We start from the raw sequence: 16,324 nt of genomic DNA on the forward strand, positions 1-16,324 counted from the left end.
AAAAACAAGGACTAAAGATTGAGGCGGGTTAGCAGACTCGCCTTTTTCATTTCAAATATATGTATTTTTCAACTATATATGAAAATAAACATTATTGAGTAAGTCTCGTGACTTCAGGATTTTGTATCAGAATTCCAATAACTTTCTCACTTCAATTTCCAAAGCACTGGCGATTGAAACTGCCATGTCGATTGTTGCACTTGATTTTGCAAGCTCTATTCTTTGTATCGTGATTTTAGGAACATTAGCAGTATCAGCCAACTGTTGTTGACTCCAGCCTTTCTCTGTTCTGAGTTTTCTCAGATTCTCACCAAACGCTTTTATATACTCAGGGTTCTTCACATACAAAAGTTGAGGAATCAAAAAAATATTATGAGTACATATCTGTATCCAGAAAGAAATTTTACATTTGTCCCAAAGCGCTCCCTACTGCAACGTGAGAATTAAATGACGGTTCGGGAGCAAAATGTGAATCACTATGAAAGATACGACTAAACGCTTGTTCTTCTGTTACACGTTATTGATTTCTAATTGCATGTTCGCGCAAGAGCACGACTACAAGACATTTGAGAAGAACACAATGGAAGGGACAAAGGTTGGAATAACCAACAAGAAGACTGGGAAAGAAGTGCTTCCAGCTGTGTACGACAATGTTTTCGAATATGAAAACGAAAGGTTCTTCGTACAAAATAACGGTAAGATAGGTGTGATTGATACAATGGGCAAGATCATCATTCCTTTTCAGTACGACGATGTGGCTGTGAAAGATGATCGTGCTTTTCTTAGAAAAGCTAATAAATGGGCAATGTTCAATTATCAAGCTGGTATTGCGATGACAACTTTTCAGTACGACGAAGTCCTCGGTTATGAAGATGGAATTGCTCGTGTAGCAATTGCTGGAAAGCAGGGATATGTAGATAAATTCGGAAAGCAAATTCTCTCCTGTAAATTCACGGAGGGTTACGATTGTTACGGAGAATTCATTTTGGTCTATGAGAAGGTCTTCGTTTCTACCGGGTACGAATACGTTACCAGAAACAATGATGGTGAAATCATCAACAAACGAGACATTGGTTCAAGTGATAAGCTACCAATCGTCTTCAATAAGCAAGGGAAGATTGTTTACAAAGGAGTACACGGAGAGCGTGTGAAATTCTGCAACGGAAAATCGGTCTTCATCGTTGAAGGGGCGATGGAAAATTATTCGAAACCAGCTTACCACAAACTCATAGACGCTTCTGGTTTTACGATTATTCCATACTCCACGAAATACAAATTTGACCCGGATAAGAATTGGATAAGAATTGATGCTCCAACGGGGAGGGGAATCCTGGGCTTCGACGGCAAGGTATTGTTGAACCCGAATTTCGCAAGCATTTCTGATTACACCTATAACAATGAAACTTTGGCGAAAGTTTCTTTTAAGAACGACTCATTCTTCTACATAGATACTAACGCCAAGTGTGTCGAGTTTAACGGCGTGAAGTGTCCGGAATAAAATGATCTGACAGGTTGAAACCAATAAGCCCAGTCAATTTCAAGAATTTGGCGACGTTGGTTTCTTTTCTATGGTTGTGTCTGAAATCGTACTCAGCCAGATAGTACTCAAGTGTAGGTTCTTCTTCGTTCTGAGATTTTCGAATGCGGATATAAGTGCCCCGGATTGAGTTCTTGAACCGCGACCAACAATTTTCTATTCTATTGGTAGTGATTCCATTTCTTGCCCACTCCCGGTCTTTGTGTTTTATTGATTCATGTCTGTAACCGTGATTTTTGAGATTTCTGTAACAAGAGTGCTCGTCGGTGCAGATCAAAGCACCCGGACTTACAGTCGCCAAAATCAATGGGAGTACGTTCTTCTCGGATGCGCTTTTTATTGCAAAGGTTTTGATTTTACCTTTCCGTTGACAGATTCCAAGAACCGCTGTCTTGTTGCTGTGAGAATAGAAGCCATGGAATTTCCCGCCAACGTAAGTCTCATCGATTTCTACAATTCCGTCCAAGTCTTTGATTTCATCCAGCGACATTGCTTTCCGAATCAAACGACACATTCTCCATGCACATTTGTATGTGACTTCTATGTCTTCTGACATCCTCATTGCGCTGTATCCGTTTTTTGATTTTGTCATCAAGAAGATTGCAATGAGCCACTTCCGAATGTCGGTCTTGCTGTCTTCCATGACTGTCCCTTTAAGCGGATAAACCTGATTTGAACACTTTTTACATTGGAAGCATTTCCTGCCCTTTACCAAATAATAAGATTCTTCTGATTCACATTTGCTACACGATCTGCCCAGACCTCTAGCTTCAAACAAGTTCTCTAAACACGTTTCTGAACTTGGGAGCGTTTTCAAAAATCGCTCAATTCCTATATTGCCTTTCATGCGCAATAAGCCCACGTCAAGCTCGCGTGTTGCAAGCGAAATGTTAAATTCTGATTTTCTGTTCCAGACGACTGTAAGCCAGCTTGTTGTAACAGTGATTTTCTAAGCAAGTTTTTCCCTCAGTCAGAAAAACTTCGATTATGTGCAAGAAAACAGAATTCACCTACAAAGACTTCGATCGTCAATACCCAAATGAAGACGCTTGCCTTCAAAAGCTATTTGATCTTCGATATGGTAACATGGAAGCTTGTGTAAATTGCGGAGTGGCTCAACCCGTTTATCATAGGGTTCGTAAGCGCAAATGTTTTCAATGTGATGACTGTCTATTCCAGATTTATCCAATGGCGGGGACTCCAATGGAAAACAGCAAGACGAGCGTTTTGACTTGGTTTAAGATCATCTTCTTATTCGCTTGTTCTAAAAATGGAGTGTCTGCGATGGAATTGAAACGCTACACTGGCGTGACTTACAAGTGTGCTTGGAGAATCGGACACCAAGTGAGAAAGATGATGGACGAAGGTCAAATTTCTCTGCAAGGAATTGTCGAAGTGGACGAATCATTGTACGGAGGAAAAGCCAGAGGCGGGAAGCGCGGTTGGGGTGCGGACAAGAAGACCTGTGTGTTTGGGATGATCGAACGAGGCGGTAAAGTGATTACAACAACGGTTAAAGGTCGAGCAAAAGAAATCATCCTCCCAATTATTGGAAGTTCCATTATTGCCGGGACGACAGTCTTTACTGACGAATACAAAGGTTATAAAGACCTAGCGACTCTTGGATACAGCCACGCCACGGTTAACCATTCAAAATATCAATGGGCAAGTGGGAATACTTACACCAATTCAATCGAAGGATTCTGGTCTAATTTGAAGAAATCACTTGCTGGAACTCATACCCACGTAAGTGCAAAATACCTCCAAAGTTATCTGAATGAATTCAACTTTCGACACAACAACAGAAAGGACGTTGTGATGTTTGATGCGATTCTAAATCAACTTGTGGATTGTTAGAATTTAATTAGTTTTCAACTCTTTTCCTTTTTTCGCACTCCTCTCTCCGCTTGACCCCCAGAGTTATCAACAATCTCAAGATCAAATAGATCGATATCATAAGGTCTAACAATTCAAAAAAATGAATAATTTAGAATCACAATAATTGATTTATGGCAAAACAAGGCGGTTCAGGAGGAGGGGACAATAGTTCCGGTGGAAATAAAAATGGTGGTAATAATTCTGGGGCAAGACGAGAAACCAAAAGATTTTCTGAGCAATCTGGGGGCAGAAGTGCACAAACTAGTAAGGCTGTCTCTCGACCACCAAAAAAAAGAGGTTAAAAAGATGTCGTAAAATATATTACAAGCAAAATAAGTCCAACAAACATGGATATCATACTTATTAAGTTTGCTATTTCTACTGCTTTACTAAATTTATCAGCTTTTTTGTCGTGTTCCTCTGCACCACAATCATCTTGTTCTTCGACACAAATGCACATCAAATAATCATGTTTGTTGGCTCTCTTTGATAATAACTGTCCGATAAAATTACAGATTACGGCGCCCAATAAGAAACAGCCAGGAAGTTTTAAAAGAGTGTCTATTGGCCTTTCGTTTTGACCAAGAAATTTAATCGTTTCAAGGCAAACGTAAATTCCTGCTCCACTCATCGCAATAATCAATAAGTCGATTCTTTGCTCACTATAAAACATATTTGAATAAGACAAGTGTTTTCTTTCCTTGTGATTTTCGAGTTCTTTTTCAGTGAATTTGTTTTTTTTCTTTTTGGTCATTGGTAGTAAATATAGCAAACATTTTCAGTATGTATCTAGTACACAATACATAGTTCAACAGTTTTTCTAATTCAATGCGTCTCTTCGAGTCCAAACGTATATCCAAAATCTCCCGACTTTCAGAATCATTGGTCTTTCCCAAGATGAATGAAAAAGAATATCTCCGGAAGCACTTCTTCGCTCATCCAGAAACACAATTGAAATCTCTGTTGCAAAAGCTGGCAGGTGAAACTGGTTTGGATTGTGGATTTGATAATGTCGCGTCGTTCGAAATTCTTGTTGACGACAGTGGTCGGATCGATGAAAATATTGGCTTTTTAGTTGTGTTTCGTGATTCCTTTGGAGGCATCCCAAAAGAAGGTTTACTGAACCATAATGTAGGCTCAATTGAGTACAGCATATGGCTTAAAAAGCTAACTTTAAAGCTGAGATAAGAGATCAGACTTTCGGTCTGAAGATGAAACATGTTCATCGGGGATAATTATCCATAATTTTTGATTTCTAGAACGAACAATCAGTTATAAAAATTTGAGTTTTTCGAATTCATCAAGCAAATACTCTTCTTCATCAATCTTATAGTAGATATAAAAAGCTAAATCTTTTATTGAGAATGAGTGGAAGTTAGTGTAGGTTTTGAAGGACAATCTTTTGCCTTTGTAAATTTTATTTGGATCCGTGTTGCTCATCAATGAATATGGGTCTACTGTTGGGTAGATAAAAAAATGAGTTTCCTCACTTGGTCTATTGCGTAATCGCTGTATGCGTTCAACCTCAAATGTAGTTACAACCAAATGATTGTGAATTCTCGATTCTGGAAAGTCTGCTTGTACAGATGATAGAATTAGTTCATCTAATTTGTCATTTGGAAAAATGTATTGAGGTGGATAGTTGTGTCTGTATTCAAAATCCTTTTTATCCTCAGGAACAGTTGACAATTTGTAATTCTCCGATAAAGGTCTTTTATAAAGAAAGTATCCTATACCTTCCTTTGATCCATTTCTCGATATTGTTAACATTATTTGCTTAACAATATGCATCTCTTCATGTGGTAAAACTTTAAAATCCATAGTGGCTATTTTTTGTTATTCAAATATAACTACTATTTGATATTTATTTGATAATGAGATTCTTTCTAATTGTATTTTTATTAACTTAGCGCATGCTTCTTGCGGAAGCGCGTCACTCGTCGTAACAAAGTTGTATCAACACCGCATTTAACATTTTCGATTATCGAAACGAATCTCTCGTTTTGAGAAATAGTTGACGGGTGATATTTTTCTTGCGGGAGTTTGTATAAAGATGAATCGAAAAATCATTAGCCATACAGCTGATTATATCAAGCGTCAGGCAAAATCAATTAAGAAGAAAGAAGGAATTACTCATGTTGAAGCATTGGATAAATCCGCTGTTTTATGTGGGTATCACAATTGGTCACATTTCCTAAATAAAGACAAACAGAGTAGCCCATCTGCACCACCAGATTACAAGCAATCAAATACGATGAATCCGTATAGAAAATTGTTAGTTGCAGGAATCAACGAATTGTTGAATAATAGTCAAATCTCTTTGGATGGAAAAAATGAGAACTTTTCGCAATCTGGACACATTATCACAAACTTATTTGGACATACTAGTGCGATTATGTGGACTGATATTGGTTTTGAGGAACTACGAATATCAGTTTGGTGGAAATACGATCACTCATTACATCCGCAAGCCAATCTTACAGGTAGTTCTCGTGAAAAATTCACATTAGAGAAGCCTTTAGCAAAACGACAACATTATAAAAAATTTGTTGGTGTTGTTGCTAGTGGATGGTTAGAAAGAAAAGATGGGAAATACATCCAAGGTGAAAAGAATAGAGCCATTTTTGAGGTGTATACTAGAAAAGGTGAAAAAGAGGTGCTTGAAAGAATTCCCGATCCGATGCCTAATGGGTTCAAACCAGAAGGAAAATTTCGGTTTTAAATCTATGATAAAAGACAAATGCCCACAATATGTGGGCATTTGAATTAAACTCTATTTTGACTAATAAATTCTTCTAATCCGATATTTGAATAAGTAGATTGTAATGCAGGTTTAGCATAAGGAGCATATCTACCATATCTTGCGTATCTAGCATACTTGGCGTATTTAGCATATTCAGCATAGACTGCATAAGGACATTTTTCTCTAGTTGATCCAACCCTATATCCTTCCAAGTTATAAATTACTCCATCGATCAACCAGCCAATATGATTTCCTCTCCAACCGAAGATTTGTTCTCTAATTAAATAGGCAACAGCGTGTCCACTCCATAGGTAAAATGAATCGTCGTTATCTGGAGAAAGATAGATTAAAGGATGTCCTTTTCCATCGTAAAAAGTTATTTCTTCCATAGTTTATAGTGTATTAAGGTTGTTATTTTCGATTTTTATTCTTTCGTGGATTAGATTTACTTAGCCCCAAGAAAACTAATAATGCAAGAAAAAGAGCTATAATCCAGCCATCATAATTTGACTTTTTCTTTAGTTCTATTGGAATTTCCACCGGTTCATTTGTTAAGTTGTCAATTATCTGTTCATCTTCCCAAAAGAAAACCTTTTTATTATCAACCCGATCGAGTACCAGTTCTTCAATTTCTTTAAATGTAGATGCAGTGCAATCGCTCAAGTCGATTTCTAAGCTTCGGTGCTTACCAAGTTTAAAGAATTTCTCTTTTCCCTCATCTACAGCATTAGAAACGAACACTTCAAAGTAAATTGATTGATCGTTATAAACTGCCGAAACATCAGGTCGAATTTGTTCAAGCTTCTTTTCGGCTTTAGCCTCTGAATAAGAAATCCTTCCATATTTCGGAACCTCAATAGAAGTGTTACGAACTAAAATCTGTTTAGCCAATTCGTGCAAAGCAGTTTCTTGTGAACCTGTGCAGTTTACGTTAATATGATGTTTGAAGTGCCAATCTCGAACCTTACCTTGTCTTGCTTCAAGTGGTTCGTTACACTTAATACAAATGCAACCACAATTCAATCCATTATGGGCTTGATCAATGTGAATGAATTTTTCACTCGAAGAATGATATGCAATTTTAACCGACATCTACCGATTATTTATGAAGTTGTAATCTCAATAGGAACCTCAATGATATTTTTGACAGTAGTATAAAGCTCGATTTCTTCTGCCGGTGTTTCGAGTGACACGATCAATGAATATCGAGTTTTATTTTCCACTTTGCCTTCCTGTTTTCGTTCTCTCCACCAACCTATAACTGGGTAAACCGCTATGAACTTACATGTAGCTATTTCAGCAGCTGTTCCCACCCAAAAATCGGAATGAATTGACCCAGTACTACGGTTCTTAACTCCAATAGTCCATCTACTACTTCCAGAGCTTCCACTGATTTCGTCATCTTCTTCCCTTGCAGCTAGATTGATTCTCTTTCTAAAGGCGTTTTCATCAATGTCGTCAACATTATTAATATCAAAACGTAAACCATGAGATTGATAGCGATACTTATCTTTCCAGCCAATTTCTCCAGCTCCAGGCTCAATAAAATAGGATAAAGTTATCTTTAGTGTAACAGGTGTATCTGACATTGATAAGAGCAAGTCTTCAGGCCAAGGAAAATCAAAAAAATGAATTTCATTTGTTTCAGGACTTCCCTTACTATTAAATGAAAATGGTTGAATTACTTCCTGAGAAACAAAAGTTAAAGCACTTTCCTTACTGTATAAAGCTCGTTCTAAATTTGGTGTTCCATAACCAAAAACTCTCAACAGATTCCCGTAATCTGTTTTGTTGTTTTGCCTAACATTTAATTGTGCAAGCATGGAAGAATTCCAATTACTAGAATGTACAATTAATCCTCGAATTGTTTCCATCCAAGCATCAGGATACTCAAATGCGATTTTGGCAGCGAAGCAGGATGCTTGTGCCGTTGCAGCACTTGTAGCATTAATCGTGTTGAGGGGTCGTATATTAATAGATTTGGAAGTAGATAATAAATCTAAATCTTTATGTGAAATCACAGTGTTTTCAGGACTTCTTAACAGATTACCTCCTTCGAATACTACATCAGGTTTACTAGGCCATTTCCTATTCCAATTAATTGATGTCGTACTGTAAGGTGATAATTCACCTTTATTCGCAACTAGTTTGTAGTCATTATGATCAGTATCATTTATCTGAACCTTTTCCGTATATGCCCCAACAGTAAGCGCGTTCCAAGACTGAGCAGGGTTTTCAACTGTTGTCGTGAAATTGGAATTGGGATAGTTCTTCCAAATCTCTTCGCTACGAATGTTTCCACCAGAAATGATAATCAATCTTTGATTATCCCCGTCACCAAATGCAGCCTTATCGACAGCGCCTGACCAAGATGATGGTCTGCCTTTGTCGGCATCATCCTCGGATGTTACAGCCATACAATAAATGAGTGTCGATCTTGGGTTTTGGATTTCAGCTAACGCAATTCCCCTAACAGTAATATCGCCCCAAAGTTCTTTAGGTGTTTTTTCTTGATTCCTTGGAGGTAAAATTTTGACTGAACAAAGTTTATGTGTAATAACGATATTATTCGATGATAGAAATGCTGATTCGAATTCTCCATACCCTGCCAAGCCAGCCATTAAGGTTCCGTGTCCTGCTTTTTCTTCATGGTCATTTGTACCCCAGTTAGAATCAACAGTTAATGTATTTGTATCATCAAGCAAATTACTTAATAATTGGTGACCGTTATTTACACCCGAATCTAAAACACAAACTTTTATGTTTGAATCAATTAATTCTACTCTTTGTAATAAGTTATCAATCCATGCCTGTTGTTCCATGGAATTTTCGTTTACCCAAAATCCCGCGGGTTCTTGACCTGCCCGAAATTCTGCTAACAAATCACTTTGTAGCATCAATTCAATTAGTTGATCTTGGTTAGCATTGATTAATAGTACTGCTCTTTCAGGGAAAACAATAGTGTTGTCTTTGTACTCAATCCCGATGTTCTCTAAAGTAGTTTTAAAAATGCTGATTTGTTCTTGCTCCAACTCATCCTTGGTATTGACATTTAGCCAGACTTCGCACCACTTGGAGGTTTCATCAGGTATATTTGAGACTTTGTCGGTCCATAGACTCTCCAATAAAGCCTCACCAATATCTTCAATACTATTAACTAAATCAGCGTTAACAGGCGTCACTTTAACTCTTGCTTCAGGATCAAGTTTAGAAGCTTCAGTGGTGAAGTACTTCTCCTGTCCAACAGGAACCAAAACAGTCACATGCGTGTGTTCAAGACCTAGTTTACTGCGGTCACTAATTTTTTTTACTTGAATCTCGTTTCCAAATTCGCTGATCTGCTGCCTAAGAATATCGTGATCCTTCTTTTCAGTAAATGTGATAGAACTATTGTTCTTCGATTTAAAGGAGTTGATCTTGTTCACAAAAAAACCTTCCTTCCCATTAGGAACATAAACGGTCGCTATCGTTTGCTTGGTATCCTCATTAATTTGGATTTCTCTAACATTCAGTAATCTAACTCCTTGCCTAAAGTCTTCTAAACTTTTTGATATTAGTTCTTCATTAGCTGAGCTACTAAATGTAAGGTACGTACCTTCTTTGACGGAAATTTGTTCGGCTTGTCTCTGCTGATCTAATTGCTTTTTACGTGCCCAAATTGCTGCAAGCTGGGAAATTAATTTTTGACTGTGCGAAATCCTTTCACGTGATGGTAAAGATTTCGAGGGTACAACCGATCCTTTAGCCTTGTATTTTTCGGTTTTTATGTTGTCAGAAAGAAAAATGTGTTTGTAGTGGTCAGCCATAGTGGGTTATTTACTATTTGTGGTAGGCATCATTTCTATCTTTTATTGCCTTTAAAATTAACTCATTGCTCATAGGTTTACTTTCATTCAATACAGTTTCCTTAATGGCGTCTAAACAAGCAAGTGAAATTTCCGCGTGGCTAAGTCCATTAATATCATTCAGCAGATCTTTAAAGTCCACATTTTTACTATTACTGAACCTTGCTAGGCGATTTTGGAGTAATTCTAACTTCTCATTTTCTGTCGGTAGATTATATAGAATTACATCATCAAACCGTCTGAATAAAGCCTGGTCTAATAGCGCTTTGTTATTAGTAATTGCTATTATTAAACTATCGGAATTGTCTCTCTCTATGAACTGCAGGAAAGAATTCAAAACTCTTCGCATTTCTCCTACATCGTTATCACGACTTCTTTCACCTCCAATTGCATCAAATTCGTCAAACAAGTAAACACCTTGTTTTTGTTCAATTAAATCAAAGACTTGACGCAATTTGGCACTGGTTTCCCCCATAAACTTTGTTACCATTTTATCCATTAAAATGGTGTATAAAGGCAAGTCTAGTTCATTCGCTATAATCGAAGCCGTTAAGGTTTTTCCGGTTCCTGGAGGACCGGATAATAGGATTTTTCGTCTGTTTTGTAAATCATGCTTACGCAATTTGTCTCTTTGGACAAACTCCATGATGATACGCTTGATTTTATCTGAAATATCAGGCGAAGCAATAATATCAGAAAGATTTACAGCAGGTACATCTTCAATAATCAAGCCCTGAAGCTCAGGGTTAAAGGTTTTATTCTTCGGTTTTTGATCCTTCGATTTGTCAATTATTGACTTGATTTCATTTGCAACTATTGTGTGACCTAATTTTGCTTCATGCGCAGCTATTTGGAGAGCTAATGTCGTGAAACGTTCAGGCTCATTGTTGTAATGAGATTTAATTAATGATATTAGATATTCTGCCTTTGCCATATTAATTATTTCTCATCTTCGTCCGGAGTAGGAACGATAAGACGTTGTGCATTCACTTTCAACGCAACCGCAATCATTCTCAATGTTTCAATAGACGGTTGAGACGAATTGGTACAATAACTTGAAATTCGAGTTTTAGAAAGTCCTGTTAGTTCGCTCAATGTAGTTTGCGACACATTTTTTTCAGCAAGAACTATCTTGATTCTATTATGATGTATTTTCTCTCCCAATGTCTTAAATTTGGTATCTAATATACTCAAATGTAGGCTTAATAGCGACACGTTGGGTCTTTGAATTACTTGAACTAAAACACCTAAAACAATATTTATTCCAAAATAAATTAAACTTTATTTTGTTTAAGGTTAATTAGTTTAATCTATTTTGTATTTTTGACTCATGTAAAATATTTGAGTCATGCAGAAAAAAACTCCAAAAAAGGTTATCATTCAGTTGATAAAAGACGATTTAAGACACCAACATTCCGTTTTAGGATTAAATATGTTAGGGTTCTCAAACGATAATTCCATGTTGGATATTTGCCGTTCCGTTTTCTCGATTATGGAACTTAATATCAACGATAGGCGGTTGGACCATCTAACAAATGAGTATTGTGATTGTGCTTATCATGTTACTGAAATTCATTTTAATGATGCAGAGTCTTTCGAAAGGCTTGCAACAGAAATCTATAATTGGCTCACCTTGGAACGAAAGAAATACCTAAAGACCCTGTGAAAATCCTGATATTACCATCCAATGACTCTACTTTTTCGGTTTATAAGGTTTTAACGGAGGATTGTATTTTGGCACATTTGGAGGAGCTACTCTTCTTCTCTCGTCAAGATCACCATCATCCTTCTTTGGCTTTGGACCGGGTTTGATTGCATCAATTTTAGTCATGATTTACATTTTTGTTTGAATGATTATTTGTCCAAAAATCGAAAGATGAATTGAAGTGAGCCAAAAATCTTTCCCAAATGGCGGTTTTGGTTTCCGAAATGGGAAAAGCTTTGTCTCATTTTAAGAATAAGTGAGCAAAAGGGAATCGAACTGCTAGAAATTTCAGCAAACTGAGTAAAATCGGTAATTACGGAAGATTTGAGATAGCCACCCTCCTTAATCCTCCCTCAGAGGGAGGAGACGAAATTCGTGCTTCGAACCGGGATCTCACACTCAGTCCTCACGCTCACACTGAAAAGAAAAAGAGCTACAACTCAGTGTGAGTGTGAGTGTGAGAGAAGAGGGACAAAAAGAAAAAGCATTACTCTCGTAATGCTTTTTCTTTTTGTGGAGTCGGAGGGGTTCGAACCCTCGTCCAAACAATGGTTCCGAATGTCTTCTACATGCTTATTTTTTGATTGGTTTTCGAGCTGAATTCGGACAAAAACACCCAAGATCCAACCTTAGCTTCTAAGATCTCACACCTTGCGCGAAGCTCGCTCAGTGCCAGATTTTCTAAAATGATTCTCCTGAGCCTACTAACCGAAAATCAGAGCCGGTAGAGGAGAAACTTGTCCGTGTACTATATCTTCCACTGGATTAAGCCGAATTTACCTAGTAAATTAAGCAGCAAGTGCGTATGACGTATTGTCAATTATTGTTCGCAGCAAGATATTTAAGAGCTTCACTGCAACGCTCTGCATGCTTCCCACCGAAATCTCAATCGCTGTCAAATCCAATGTCGACCCCAGTTTGTAACACACAAATTTACGAAAAAATCCAGGCTTTCGGATAGGTTCTTATGTTTTGTTAACGAATTCGGCGCAATACTTTTTGTTATCCTTCAATGGAAATTCAAACCAGGTAGTATATATTTGGGAAGCAATAACTCAAATAACGACCTTTAAGAGAAAAAACGCGATGAAAAATACAATCCTGCTTTTAGTCCTGATTTTCCCGGCAGTACAACTGTTCGGACAGCATGACAAAAAAGACAAAACAAAACAAACCGAGACTACGAAACCGTTCGTTTTGGGAGTGATTGATGAAATTCAATCCAAAGAGCTTGGCGAGAAACGGACCTTGAATATCTACCTTCCCGAAGGATATGACCGGAACGATTCGATCCATTACCCGGTGATCTATTTGCTTGACGGTTCGGCAAACGAAGATTTTATTCACATCGTGGGATTGGTCCAGTTCTATAATTTCGAATGGATCAATCAGTTGCCGAAATCGATCGTTGTGGGAATTGCCAATGTGGACCGGCGCAGGGATTTTACTTTTCCAAGTACCCACAAAGCCAAAATTGCGCTTCCAACTGCCGGGCATTCGGATAAATTTATTTCCTTTTTGGAAAAGGAATTACAGCCTTACATAGGAGCTCATTACAAGACCAACCAGGATAAAACCATTATCGGACAATCTCTTGGCGGACTGCTTGCAACGGAAGTATTGCTGAAGAAACCCACGCTTTTCAACAAATACATCATTATCAGTCCCAGTTTGTGGTGGGACAATGGTTCGCTGCTGGAACAAAACTCGGCAGTACTTGCAGCTGATTTTGCACAACAAACTGATATTTACATCGCTGTAGGAAAGGAAGGACTCACGCCAACCGAAATTCCGCGGGTAATGGAAGTGGATGCCAATTTGCTGGCAGATAAACTGAAAGGGGCAAAGAGCAAAGCCGTGAAGGTGTTTTTTGATTACCTGCCGCTGGAAAACCACGCGACGATTATGCACCTGGCCGTTTCCAACGCGTTTAAATGGTTGTACCCGGTAACTGTAAAAGAATAAGAATTTCAAACGTTAACAAAACGGTAAGAAAATTCCATGCTTTGAATCACTAGCTTTCGCTTTCAATCTGTAATATGAAACAAGTGATCCGGAGTTTAGTCTTGTTATCGTTTCTTTTGGGAGTCAAAACGGCTTGTGCGCAGCGCAAAATAGAAAGTTCCCGCATAGTACTTGTTGAAGAAGCAGGAGATTCACTTTTTTGCAGGGAGCAGGAAGTGTTATTCGAAGTACTGGATTTTGAGTTCGACAGTTGTGCCCTTAGCAAAAACCGGTTTTTTGTTACCTTCCGGCTTTTGAATAAAACCCGGAAGGTTTTGTTTGTGGACCCGGATTATATTTCCTGGTACGATACCAACAGTTTGCGCGCTAAAGGAAAGCAAATGCAAGCTGTTAACCCCGGAGAAGCGATCGTGATCACACTGGAATCCATCCCTTATGGAAAAAGACGCATGAATTCTCCAGGGAAGCTGCTTGTATTGTACGGCCAAAAAGAACTTTTTATTCCGATCCGGTTAAAACAGGAGTATCCGAAAGTGATTCATTGTTCGGAAGGAGGGTGGTAGCGAGCAGGAAAAAAAAATCCCCGGCTTAGCCAAGGGATTCCATCTTATTTTTCGTCGTCTTCTTCTTCGTCTTCATCGTCATACTCATCGTCGTCGTACTCTTCGTCCGAATCGTCGTCGCTGTTTACTAAGTATTTACGATAATCTTCATCATCATCTTCTTCTTCGTTTCGACCGAATAAATCCAATTCTTCATCCGATAAATCGTCGTCGTCCAAAAATTGATTGTCTTTACCACTTTTCCGGTAAGCTTCCATTTTTGGTTTCTTAGGAGTGTCTTTACCGGCAATTCCACCAAGGCCTTTCGTATCCTTTTCTTTTTTACGTTCTACTTTTGCAGGAAGTATATCATCCGGGCTAAAAGCGGGTTTGATACTGCGGGAGTCATCTGGTTTTTTGTAATCGGATCTGGTGTCACTTACGGCATTTCGTTCTTCTCTTGAGCGATCACTTTTGAAAGCCGGTCTGTCTCCTGAGCGGTTATCGCCACCGGCCGGTTTCCCTCCCGAAGCCCGGTCATCAGCTTTCTTAACGGCAATATTCCGTCCGTTAATGGCATAATTGTCCAGCGCTTCGATTGCTTGATCTGCTTCTGATTCATCCGCCATTTCAACAAAAGCAAAACCTCTCGGTTTGCCTGTTTCGCGGTCTTTTGCAATGGTGACACGATTTACTCGACCGTGTTCTTCAAAAAGGGATTTCAACTGTTCTTCTGTTGCGTTGAAATCAAGTTTTGCCACAAAAATACTTGTCATCGGTATTTAAATATTCTCTTTTTTCGCCTCAAATAAGGCATTTGTTTCGAACGAAGATATATAAATTTTCAAATCCACAAAACTTTGAATGAGATTTCTGTCAAACCAATTAGTCATTGGTATCTGTCACCATTTTAATGAAGGGAATTTCAGTTGCTCATTTACCTGTTTTTTAGCAGGTCGCGAATCTCCATCAGGAGCTTTTCTTCGTTGGAAGGTTCGGCAGGCGCAGGGGGAGTTTCCGCTTCTTCTTTTTTCCGCAGGTGTAAGGCTTTATTCATCAGTTTAACCACCAGGAACAAACAAAATGCGATGACCAGGAAGTTGATCACTTTTGCCAGGAAAGCACCATACAAAATACCGCCTTCAACTACTTCCTTACCATCTTTAACCACTGTTGTCCCGAAAGCCCTTAGTTCAGCAATGTTATCAACGTGAGCAGCTTTCAACGCCGGGTTTAGAATCGCCGGTGTGATGATGTCCGTCACTAAAGAGTTGATAATTGCCCCGAAAGCGGCTCCCAGGATTACGGCTACTGCGAGGTCCACCACATTTCCGCGCATGATGAATGCTTTGAATTCTTTTAACATCGTACTTAGTTTGAAGTCTAACCAAATATACTATTTTTCACCGCAAAGAAACAACGATTAATAAAAACATCCTTAGGGCTTTTCTTTGCGGTAAAAATTCGGTTATGATTGAAAAGGAATCCGCTGCTGGATCGACCGCGAAAGCGTAATTTCATCTGCATACTGGATTTCAGAACCAACTGCAATTCCGCGGGAAAGTGCCGTGATCTGAACATTCGTGGCATGCAGTTTTTTGTAGAGGAAGAAATTGGTGGTGTCGCCTTCCATGGTCGGGCTCAATGCCAGGATAATCTCATCTGCTTGCCCTGCAGCGCATTTGTCTACTAAAGGCTGAATAAACAAATCATTCGGACCGATCCCGTCCATCGGGGAGATGATTCCCCCCAGCACGTGGTAAATTCCCTGGTACGTCCCGGTACTTTCGATGGCCATGACGTCCCGGATATCCTCCACGACACAAATCAGGCGGTGATTGCGTTTCTCATTCGAACAAATCGAACAAATGGCTGTATCGGAAATGTTCCCACAGGAAGAACAGCTTTGAACGTGCGATTTCAGTTGTTGCAAAATATCTCCGAAACGTTCGAGTTCATCCGGTTCACGCTTCAATAAGTTCAATACCAAACGCAAGGCCGTCCGCTTGCCAATGCCCGGTAAGGAACTGAATTGTTCTACTGCTTCTTCCAGGTATTTCGATGGGATATTCATCGCTCCAAAGGTACGGATTTTAACGTGTTTCCATA

General features: G+C 38.7%; 19 protein-coding genes, 1 other RNA gene and 1 pseudogene. 6 read left to right on the plus strand and 15 right to left on the minus strand.

Features of this window, described 5'->3' with window-relative positions; genetic code table 11:
* Window positions 1-126: 126 nt before the first annotated feature.
* Entirely contained in the window at window positions 127-342 is a 216-nt protein-coding gene (locus FO442_RS00345) for a helix-turn-helix domain-containing protein (protein ID WP_186279791.1), read from the minus strand.
* A gap of 136 nt (window positions 343-478) precedes the next feature.
* Between FO442_RS00345 and FO442_RS00350 the strand changes: the two genes are divergently transcribed.
* Window positions 479-1,498 (plus strand): WG repeat-containing protein, encoded by a 1,020-nt coding sequence (locus tag FO442_RS00350; protein ID WP_144331147.1) that lies wholly within the window; start codon window positions 479-481, stop codon window positions 1,496-1,498.
* On the opposite strand, the gene FO442_RS00355 is transcribed toward FO442_RS00350, so the two are convergent.
* Complete coding sequence (locus FO442_RS00355; RefSeq protein WP_186279793.1) at window positions 1,473-2,180, minus strand: IS1595 family transposase; 708 nt, start codon at window positions 2,178-2,180, stop codon at window positions 1,473-1,475. The genes FO442_RS00350 and FO442_RS00355 overlap by 26 nt on opposite strands.
* 36 nt (window positions 2,181-2,216) lie before the next feature.
* Window positions 2,217-2,384, minus strand: a pseudogene (locus tag FO442_RS19020) (transposase); the annotation flags it as partial.
* Window positions 2,385-2,524: 140 nt separating this feature from the next.
* Between FO442_RS19020 and FO442_RS00360 the strand changes: the two are divergent.
* On the plus strand, window positions 2,525-3,394 hold the full coding sequence (locus FO442_RS00360; RefSeq protein ID WP_144331149.1) for an IS1595 family transposase: 870 nt from the start codon (window positions 2,525-2,527) through the stop codon (window positions 3,392-3,394).
* Between the two features lie 319 nt (window positions 3,395-3,713).
* Here FO442_RS00360 and FO442_RS00365 read toward each other — a convergent pair whose 3' ends face one another.
* On the minus strand, window positions 3,714-4,169 hold the full coding sequence (locus FO442_RS00365; RefSeq protein WP_144331150.1) for a hypothetical protein: 456 nt from the start codon (window positions 4,167-4,169) through the stop codon (window positions 3,714-3,716).
* A 143-nt stretch (window positions 4,170-4,312) separates the two neighbouring features.
* Between FO442_RS00365 and FO442_RS00370 the strand changes: the two genes are divergently transcribed.
* Complete coding sequence (locus tag FO442_RS00370; protein WP_144331151.1) at window positions 4,313-4,603, plus strand: hypothetical protein; 291 nt, start codon at window positions 4,313-4,315, stop codon at window positions 4,601-4,603.
* 84 nt (window positions 4,604-4,687) lie between these two features.
* Here FO442_RS00370 and FO442_RS00375 read toward each other — a convergent pair whose 3' ends face one another.
* Entirely contained in the window at window positions 4,688-5,236 is a 549-nt protein-coding gene (locus tag FO442_RS00375) for an MBL fold metallo-hydrolase (protein ID WP_144331152.1), read from the minus strand.
* A gap of 232 nt (window positions 5,237-5,468) precedes the next feature.
* Between FO442_RS00375 and FO442_RS00380 the strand changes: the two genes are divergently transcribed.
* Window positions 5,469-6,137: a hypothetical protein gene (locus FO442_RS00380; RefSeq protein WP_144331153.1), complete on the plus strand. Its 669-nt coding sequence runs from the start codon at window positions 5,469-5,471 to the stop codon at window positions 6,135-6,137.
* A gap of 44 nt (window positions 6,138-6,181) precedes the next feature.
* Here the strand turns inward: FO442_RS00380 and FO442_RS00385 are convergent, their stop codons facing one another.
* The 7 genes from FO442_RS00385 to ssrA all read right to left on the minus strand — a co-directional run bounded on the left by FO442_RS00385 (window position 6,182) and on the right by ssrA (window position 12,623).
* A complete protein-coding gene (locus FO442_RS00385) occupies window positions 6,182-6,547 on the minus strand; it encodes a 4-fold beta flower protein (protein WP_144331154.1) in 366 nt (121 codons plus the stop codon).
* A gap of 22 nt (window positions 6,548-6,569) precedes the next feature.
* Window positions 6,570-7,250, minus strand: a complete 681-nt coding sequence (locus FO442_RS00390; RefSeq protein ID WP_144331155.1) for a competence protein CoiA family protein — start codon at window positions 7,248-7,250, stop codon at window positions 6,570-6,572.
* Window positions 7,251-7,261: 11 nt separating this feature from the next.
* Window positions 7,262-9,964, minus strand: a complete 2,703-nt coding sequence (locus tag FO442_RS00395) for a S8 family peptidase (protein ID WP_144331156.1) — start codon at window positions 9,962-9,964, stop codon at window positions 7,262-7,264.
* A gap of 13 nt (window positions 9,965-9,977) precedes the next feature.
* Window positions 9,978-10,937, minus strand: a complete 960-nt coding sequence (locus FO442_RS00400) for an AAA family ATPase (protein ID WP_144331157.1) — start codon at window positions 10,935-10,937, stop codon at window positions 9,978-9,980.
* A 5-nt stretch (window positions 10,938-10,942) separates the two neighbouring features.
* A complete protein-coding gene (locus tag FO442_RS18930) occupies window positions 10,943-11,218 on the minus strand; it encodes a helix-turn-helix domain-containing protein (RefSeq protein WP_281281532.1) in 276 nt (91 codons plus the stop codon).
* Window positions 11,219-11,696: 478 nt separating this feature from the next.
* Window positions 11,697-11,834 carry a hypothetical protein gene (locus FO442_RS18655; RefSeq protein ID WP_186279795.1) on the minus strand — a complete coding sequence of 46 codons (138 nt, stop codon included), beginning with the start codon at window positions 11,832-11,834 and terminating at the stop codon, window positions 11,697-11,699.
* Between the two features lie 385 nt (window positions 11,835-12,219).
* Window positions 12,220-12,623: a transfer-messenger RNA gene (gene ssrA / locus FO442_RS00410) on the minus strand.
* A gap of 171 nt (window positions 12,624-12,794) precedes the next feature.
* On the opposite strand from ssrA, the gene FO442_RS00415 reads away from it, so the two are divergent.
* Both FO442_RS00415 and FO442_RS00420 read left to right on the plus strand, forming a co-directional pair.
* The gene (locus FO442_RS00415) at window positions 12,795-13,673 is read left to right on the plus strand and encodes an alpha/beta hydrolase (protein WP_144331158.1); all 879 of its coding nucleotides are present in this window, start codon (window positions 12,795-12,797) and stop codon (window positions 13,671-13,673) included.
* Window positions 13,674-13,747: 74 nt separating this feature from the next.
* Window positions 13,748-14,236, plus strand: coding sequence for a hypothetical protein (locus FO442_RS00420; protein ID WP_144331159.1), 489 nt, complete (start codon window positions 13,748-13,750; stop codon window positions 14,234-14,236).
* A gap of 44 nt (window positions 14,237-14,280) precedes the next feature.
* Here FO442_RS00420 and FO442_RS00425 read toward each other — a convergent pair whose 3' ends face one another.
* From FO442_RS00425 to recR, 3 genes are all read right to left on the minus strand, one after another.
* Window positions 14,281-14,991 carry an RNA recognition motif domain-containing protein gene (locus FO442_RS00425; protein ID WP_144331160.1) on the minus strand — a complete coding sequence of 237 codons (711 nt, stop codon included), beginning with the start codon at window positions 14,989-14,991 and terminating at the stop codon, window positions 14,281-14,283.
* Window positions 14,992-15,152: 161 nt separating this feature from the next.
* Window positions 15,153-15,581 carry a large conductance mechanosensitive channel protein MscL gene (gene mscL, locus FO442_RS00430; RefSeq protein WP_144331161.1) on the minus strand — a complete coding sequence of 143 codons (429 nt, stop codon included), beginning with the start codon at window positions 15,579-15,581 and terminating at the stop codon, window positions 15,153-15,155.
* A 102-nt stretch (window positions 15,582-15,683) separates the two neighbouring features.
* Window positions 15,684-16,289, minus strand: coding sequence for a recombination mediator RecR (gene recR, locus FO442_RS00435; protein WP_144331162.1), 606 nt, complete (start codon window positions 16,287-16,289; stop codon window positions 15,684-15,686).
* Window positions 16,290-16,324 lie beyond the last annotated feature (35 nt).

Origin of the sequence: Fluviicola chungangensis, assembly GCF_007558725.1 — a bacterium.
GTDB classification, from domain to species: domain Bacteria; phylum Bacteroidota; class Bacteroidia; order Flavobacteriales_D; family Crocinitomicaceae; genus Fluviicola; species Fluviicola chungangensis.

Coding starts and splice junctions, on each gene's coding strand:
- FO442_RS00355 (WP_186279793.1), bottom strand. CDS start 2,180: ATGGAAGACAGCAAGACCGACATTCGGAAGTGGCTCATTGCAATCTTC.
- FO442_RS00350 (WP_144331147.1), top strand. CDS start 479: ATGAAAGATACGACTAAACGCTTGTTCTTCTGTTACACGTTATTGATT.
- FO442_RS00400 (WP_144331157.1), bottom strand. CDS start 10,937: ATGGCAAAGGCAGAATATCTAATATCATTAATTAAATCTCATTACAAC.
- FO442_RS00375 (WP_144331152.1), bottom strand. CDS start 5,236: ATGGATTTTAAAGTTTTACCACATGAAGAGATGCATATTGTTAAGCAA.
- mscL (WP_144331161.1), bottom strand. CDS start 15,581: ATGTTAAAAGAATTCAAAGCATTCATCATGCGCGGAAATGTGGTGGAC.
- FO442_RS00420 (WP_144331159.1), top strand. CDS start 13,748: ATGAAACAAGTGATCCGGAGTTTAGTCTTGTTATCGTTTCTTTTGGGA.
- FO442_RS00380 (WP_144331153.1), top strand. CDS start 5,469: ATGAATCGAAAAATCATTAGCCATACAGCTGATTATATCAAGCGTCAG.
- FO442_RS00395 (WP_144331156.1), bottom strand. CDS start 9,964: ATGGCTGACCACTACAAACACATTTTTCTTTCTGACAACATAAAAACC.
- FO442_RS00365 (WP_144331150.1), bottom strand. CDS start 4,169: ATGACCAAAAAGAAAAAAAACAAATTCACTGAAAAAGAACTCGAAAAT.
- FO442_RS00360 (WP_144331149.1), top strand. CDS start 2,525: ATGTGCAAGAAAACAGAATTCACCTACAAAGACTTCGATCGTCAATAC.
- FO442_RS00385 (WP_144331154.1), bottom strand. CDS start 6,547: ATGGAAGAAATAACTTTTTACGATGGAAAAGGACATCCTTTAATCTAT.
- FO442_RS00370 (WP_144331151.1), top strand. CDS start 4,313: ATGAATGAAAAAGAATATCTCCGGAAGCACTTCTTCGCTCATCCAGAA.
- FO442_RS00425 (WP_144331160.1), bottom strand. CDS start 14,991: ATGACAAGTATTTTTGTGGCAAAACTTGATTTCAACGCAACAGAAGAA.
- FO442_RS00415 (WP_144331158.1), top strand. CDS start 12,795: ATGAAAAATACAATCCTGCTTTTAGTCCTGATTTTCCCGGCAGTACAA.
- FO442_RS18655 (WP_186279795.1), bottom strand. CDS start 11,834: ATGACTAAAATTGATGCAATCAAACCCGGTCCAAAGCCAAAGAAGGAT.
- FO442_RS00390 (WP_144331155.1), bottom strand. CDS start 7,250: ATGTCGGTTAAAATTGCATATCATTCTTCGAGTGAAAAATTCATTCAC.
- recR (WP_144331162.1), bottom strand. CDS start 16,289: ATGAATATCCCATCGAAATACCTGGAAGAAGCAGTAGAACAATTCAGT.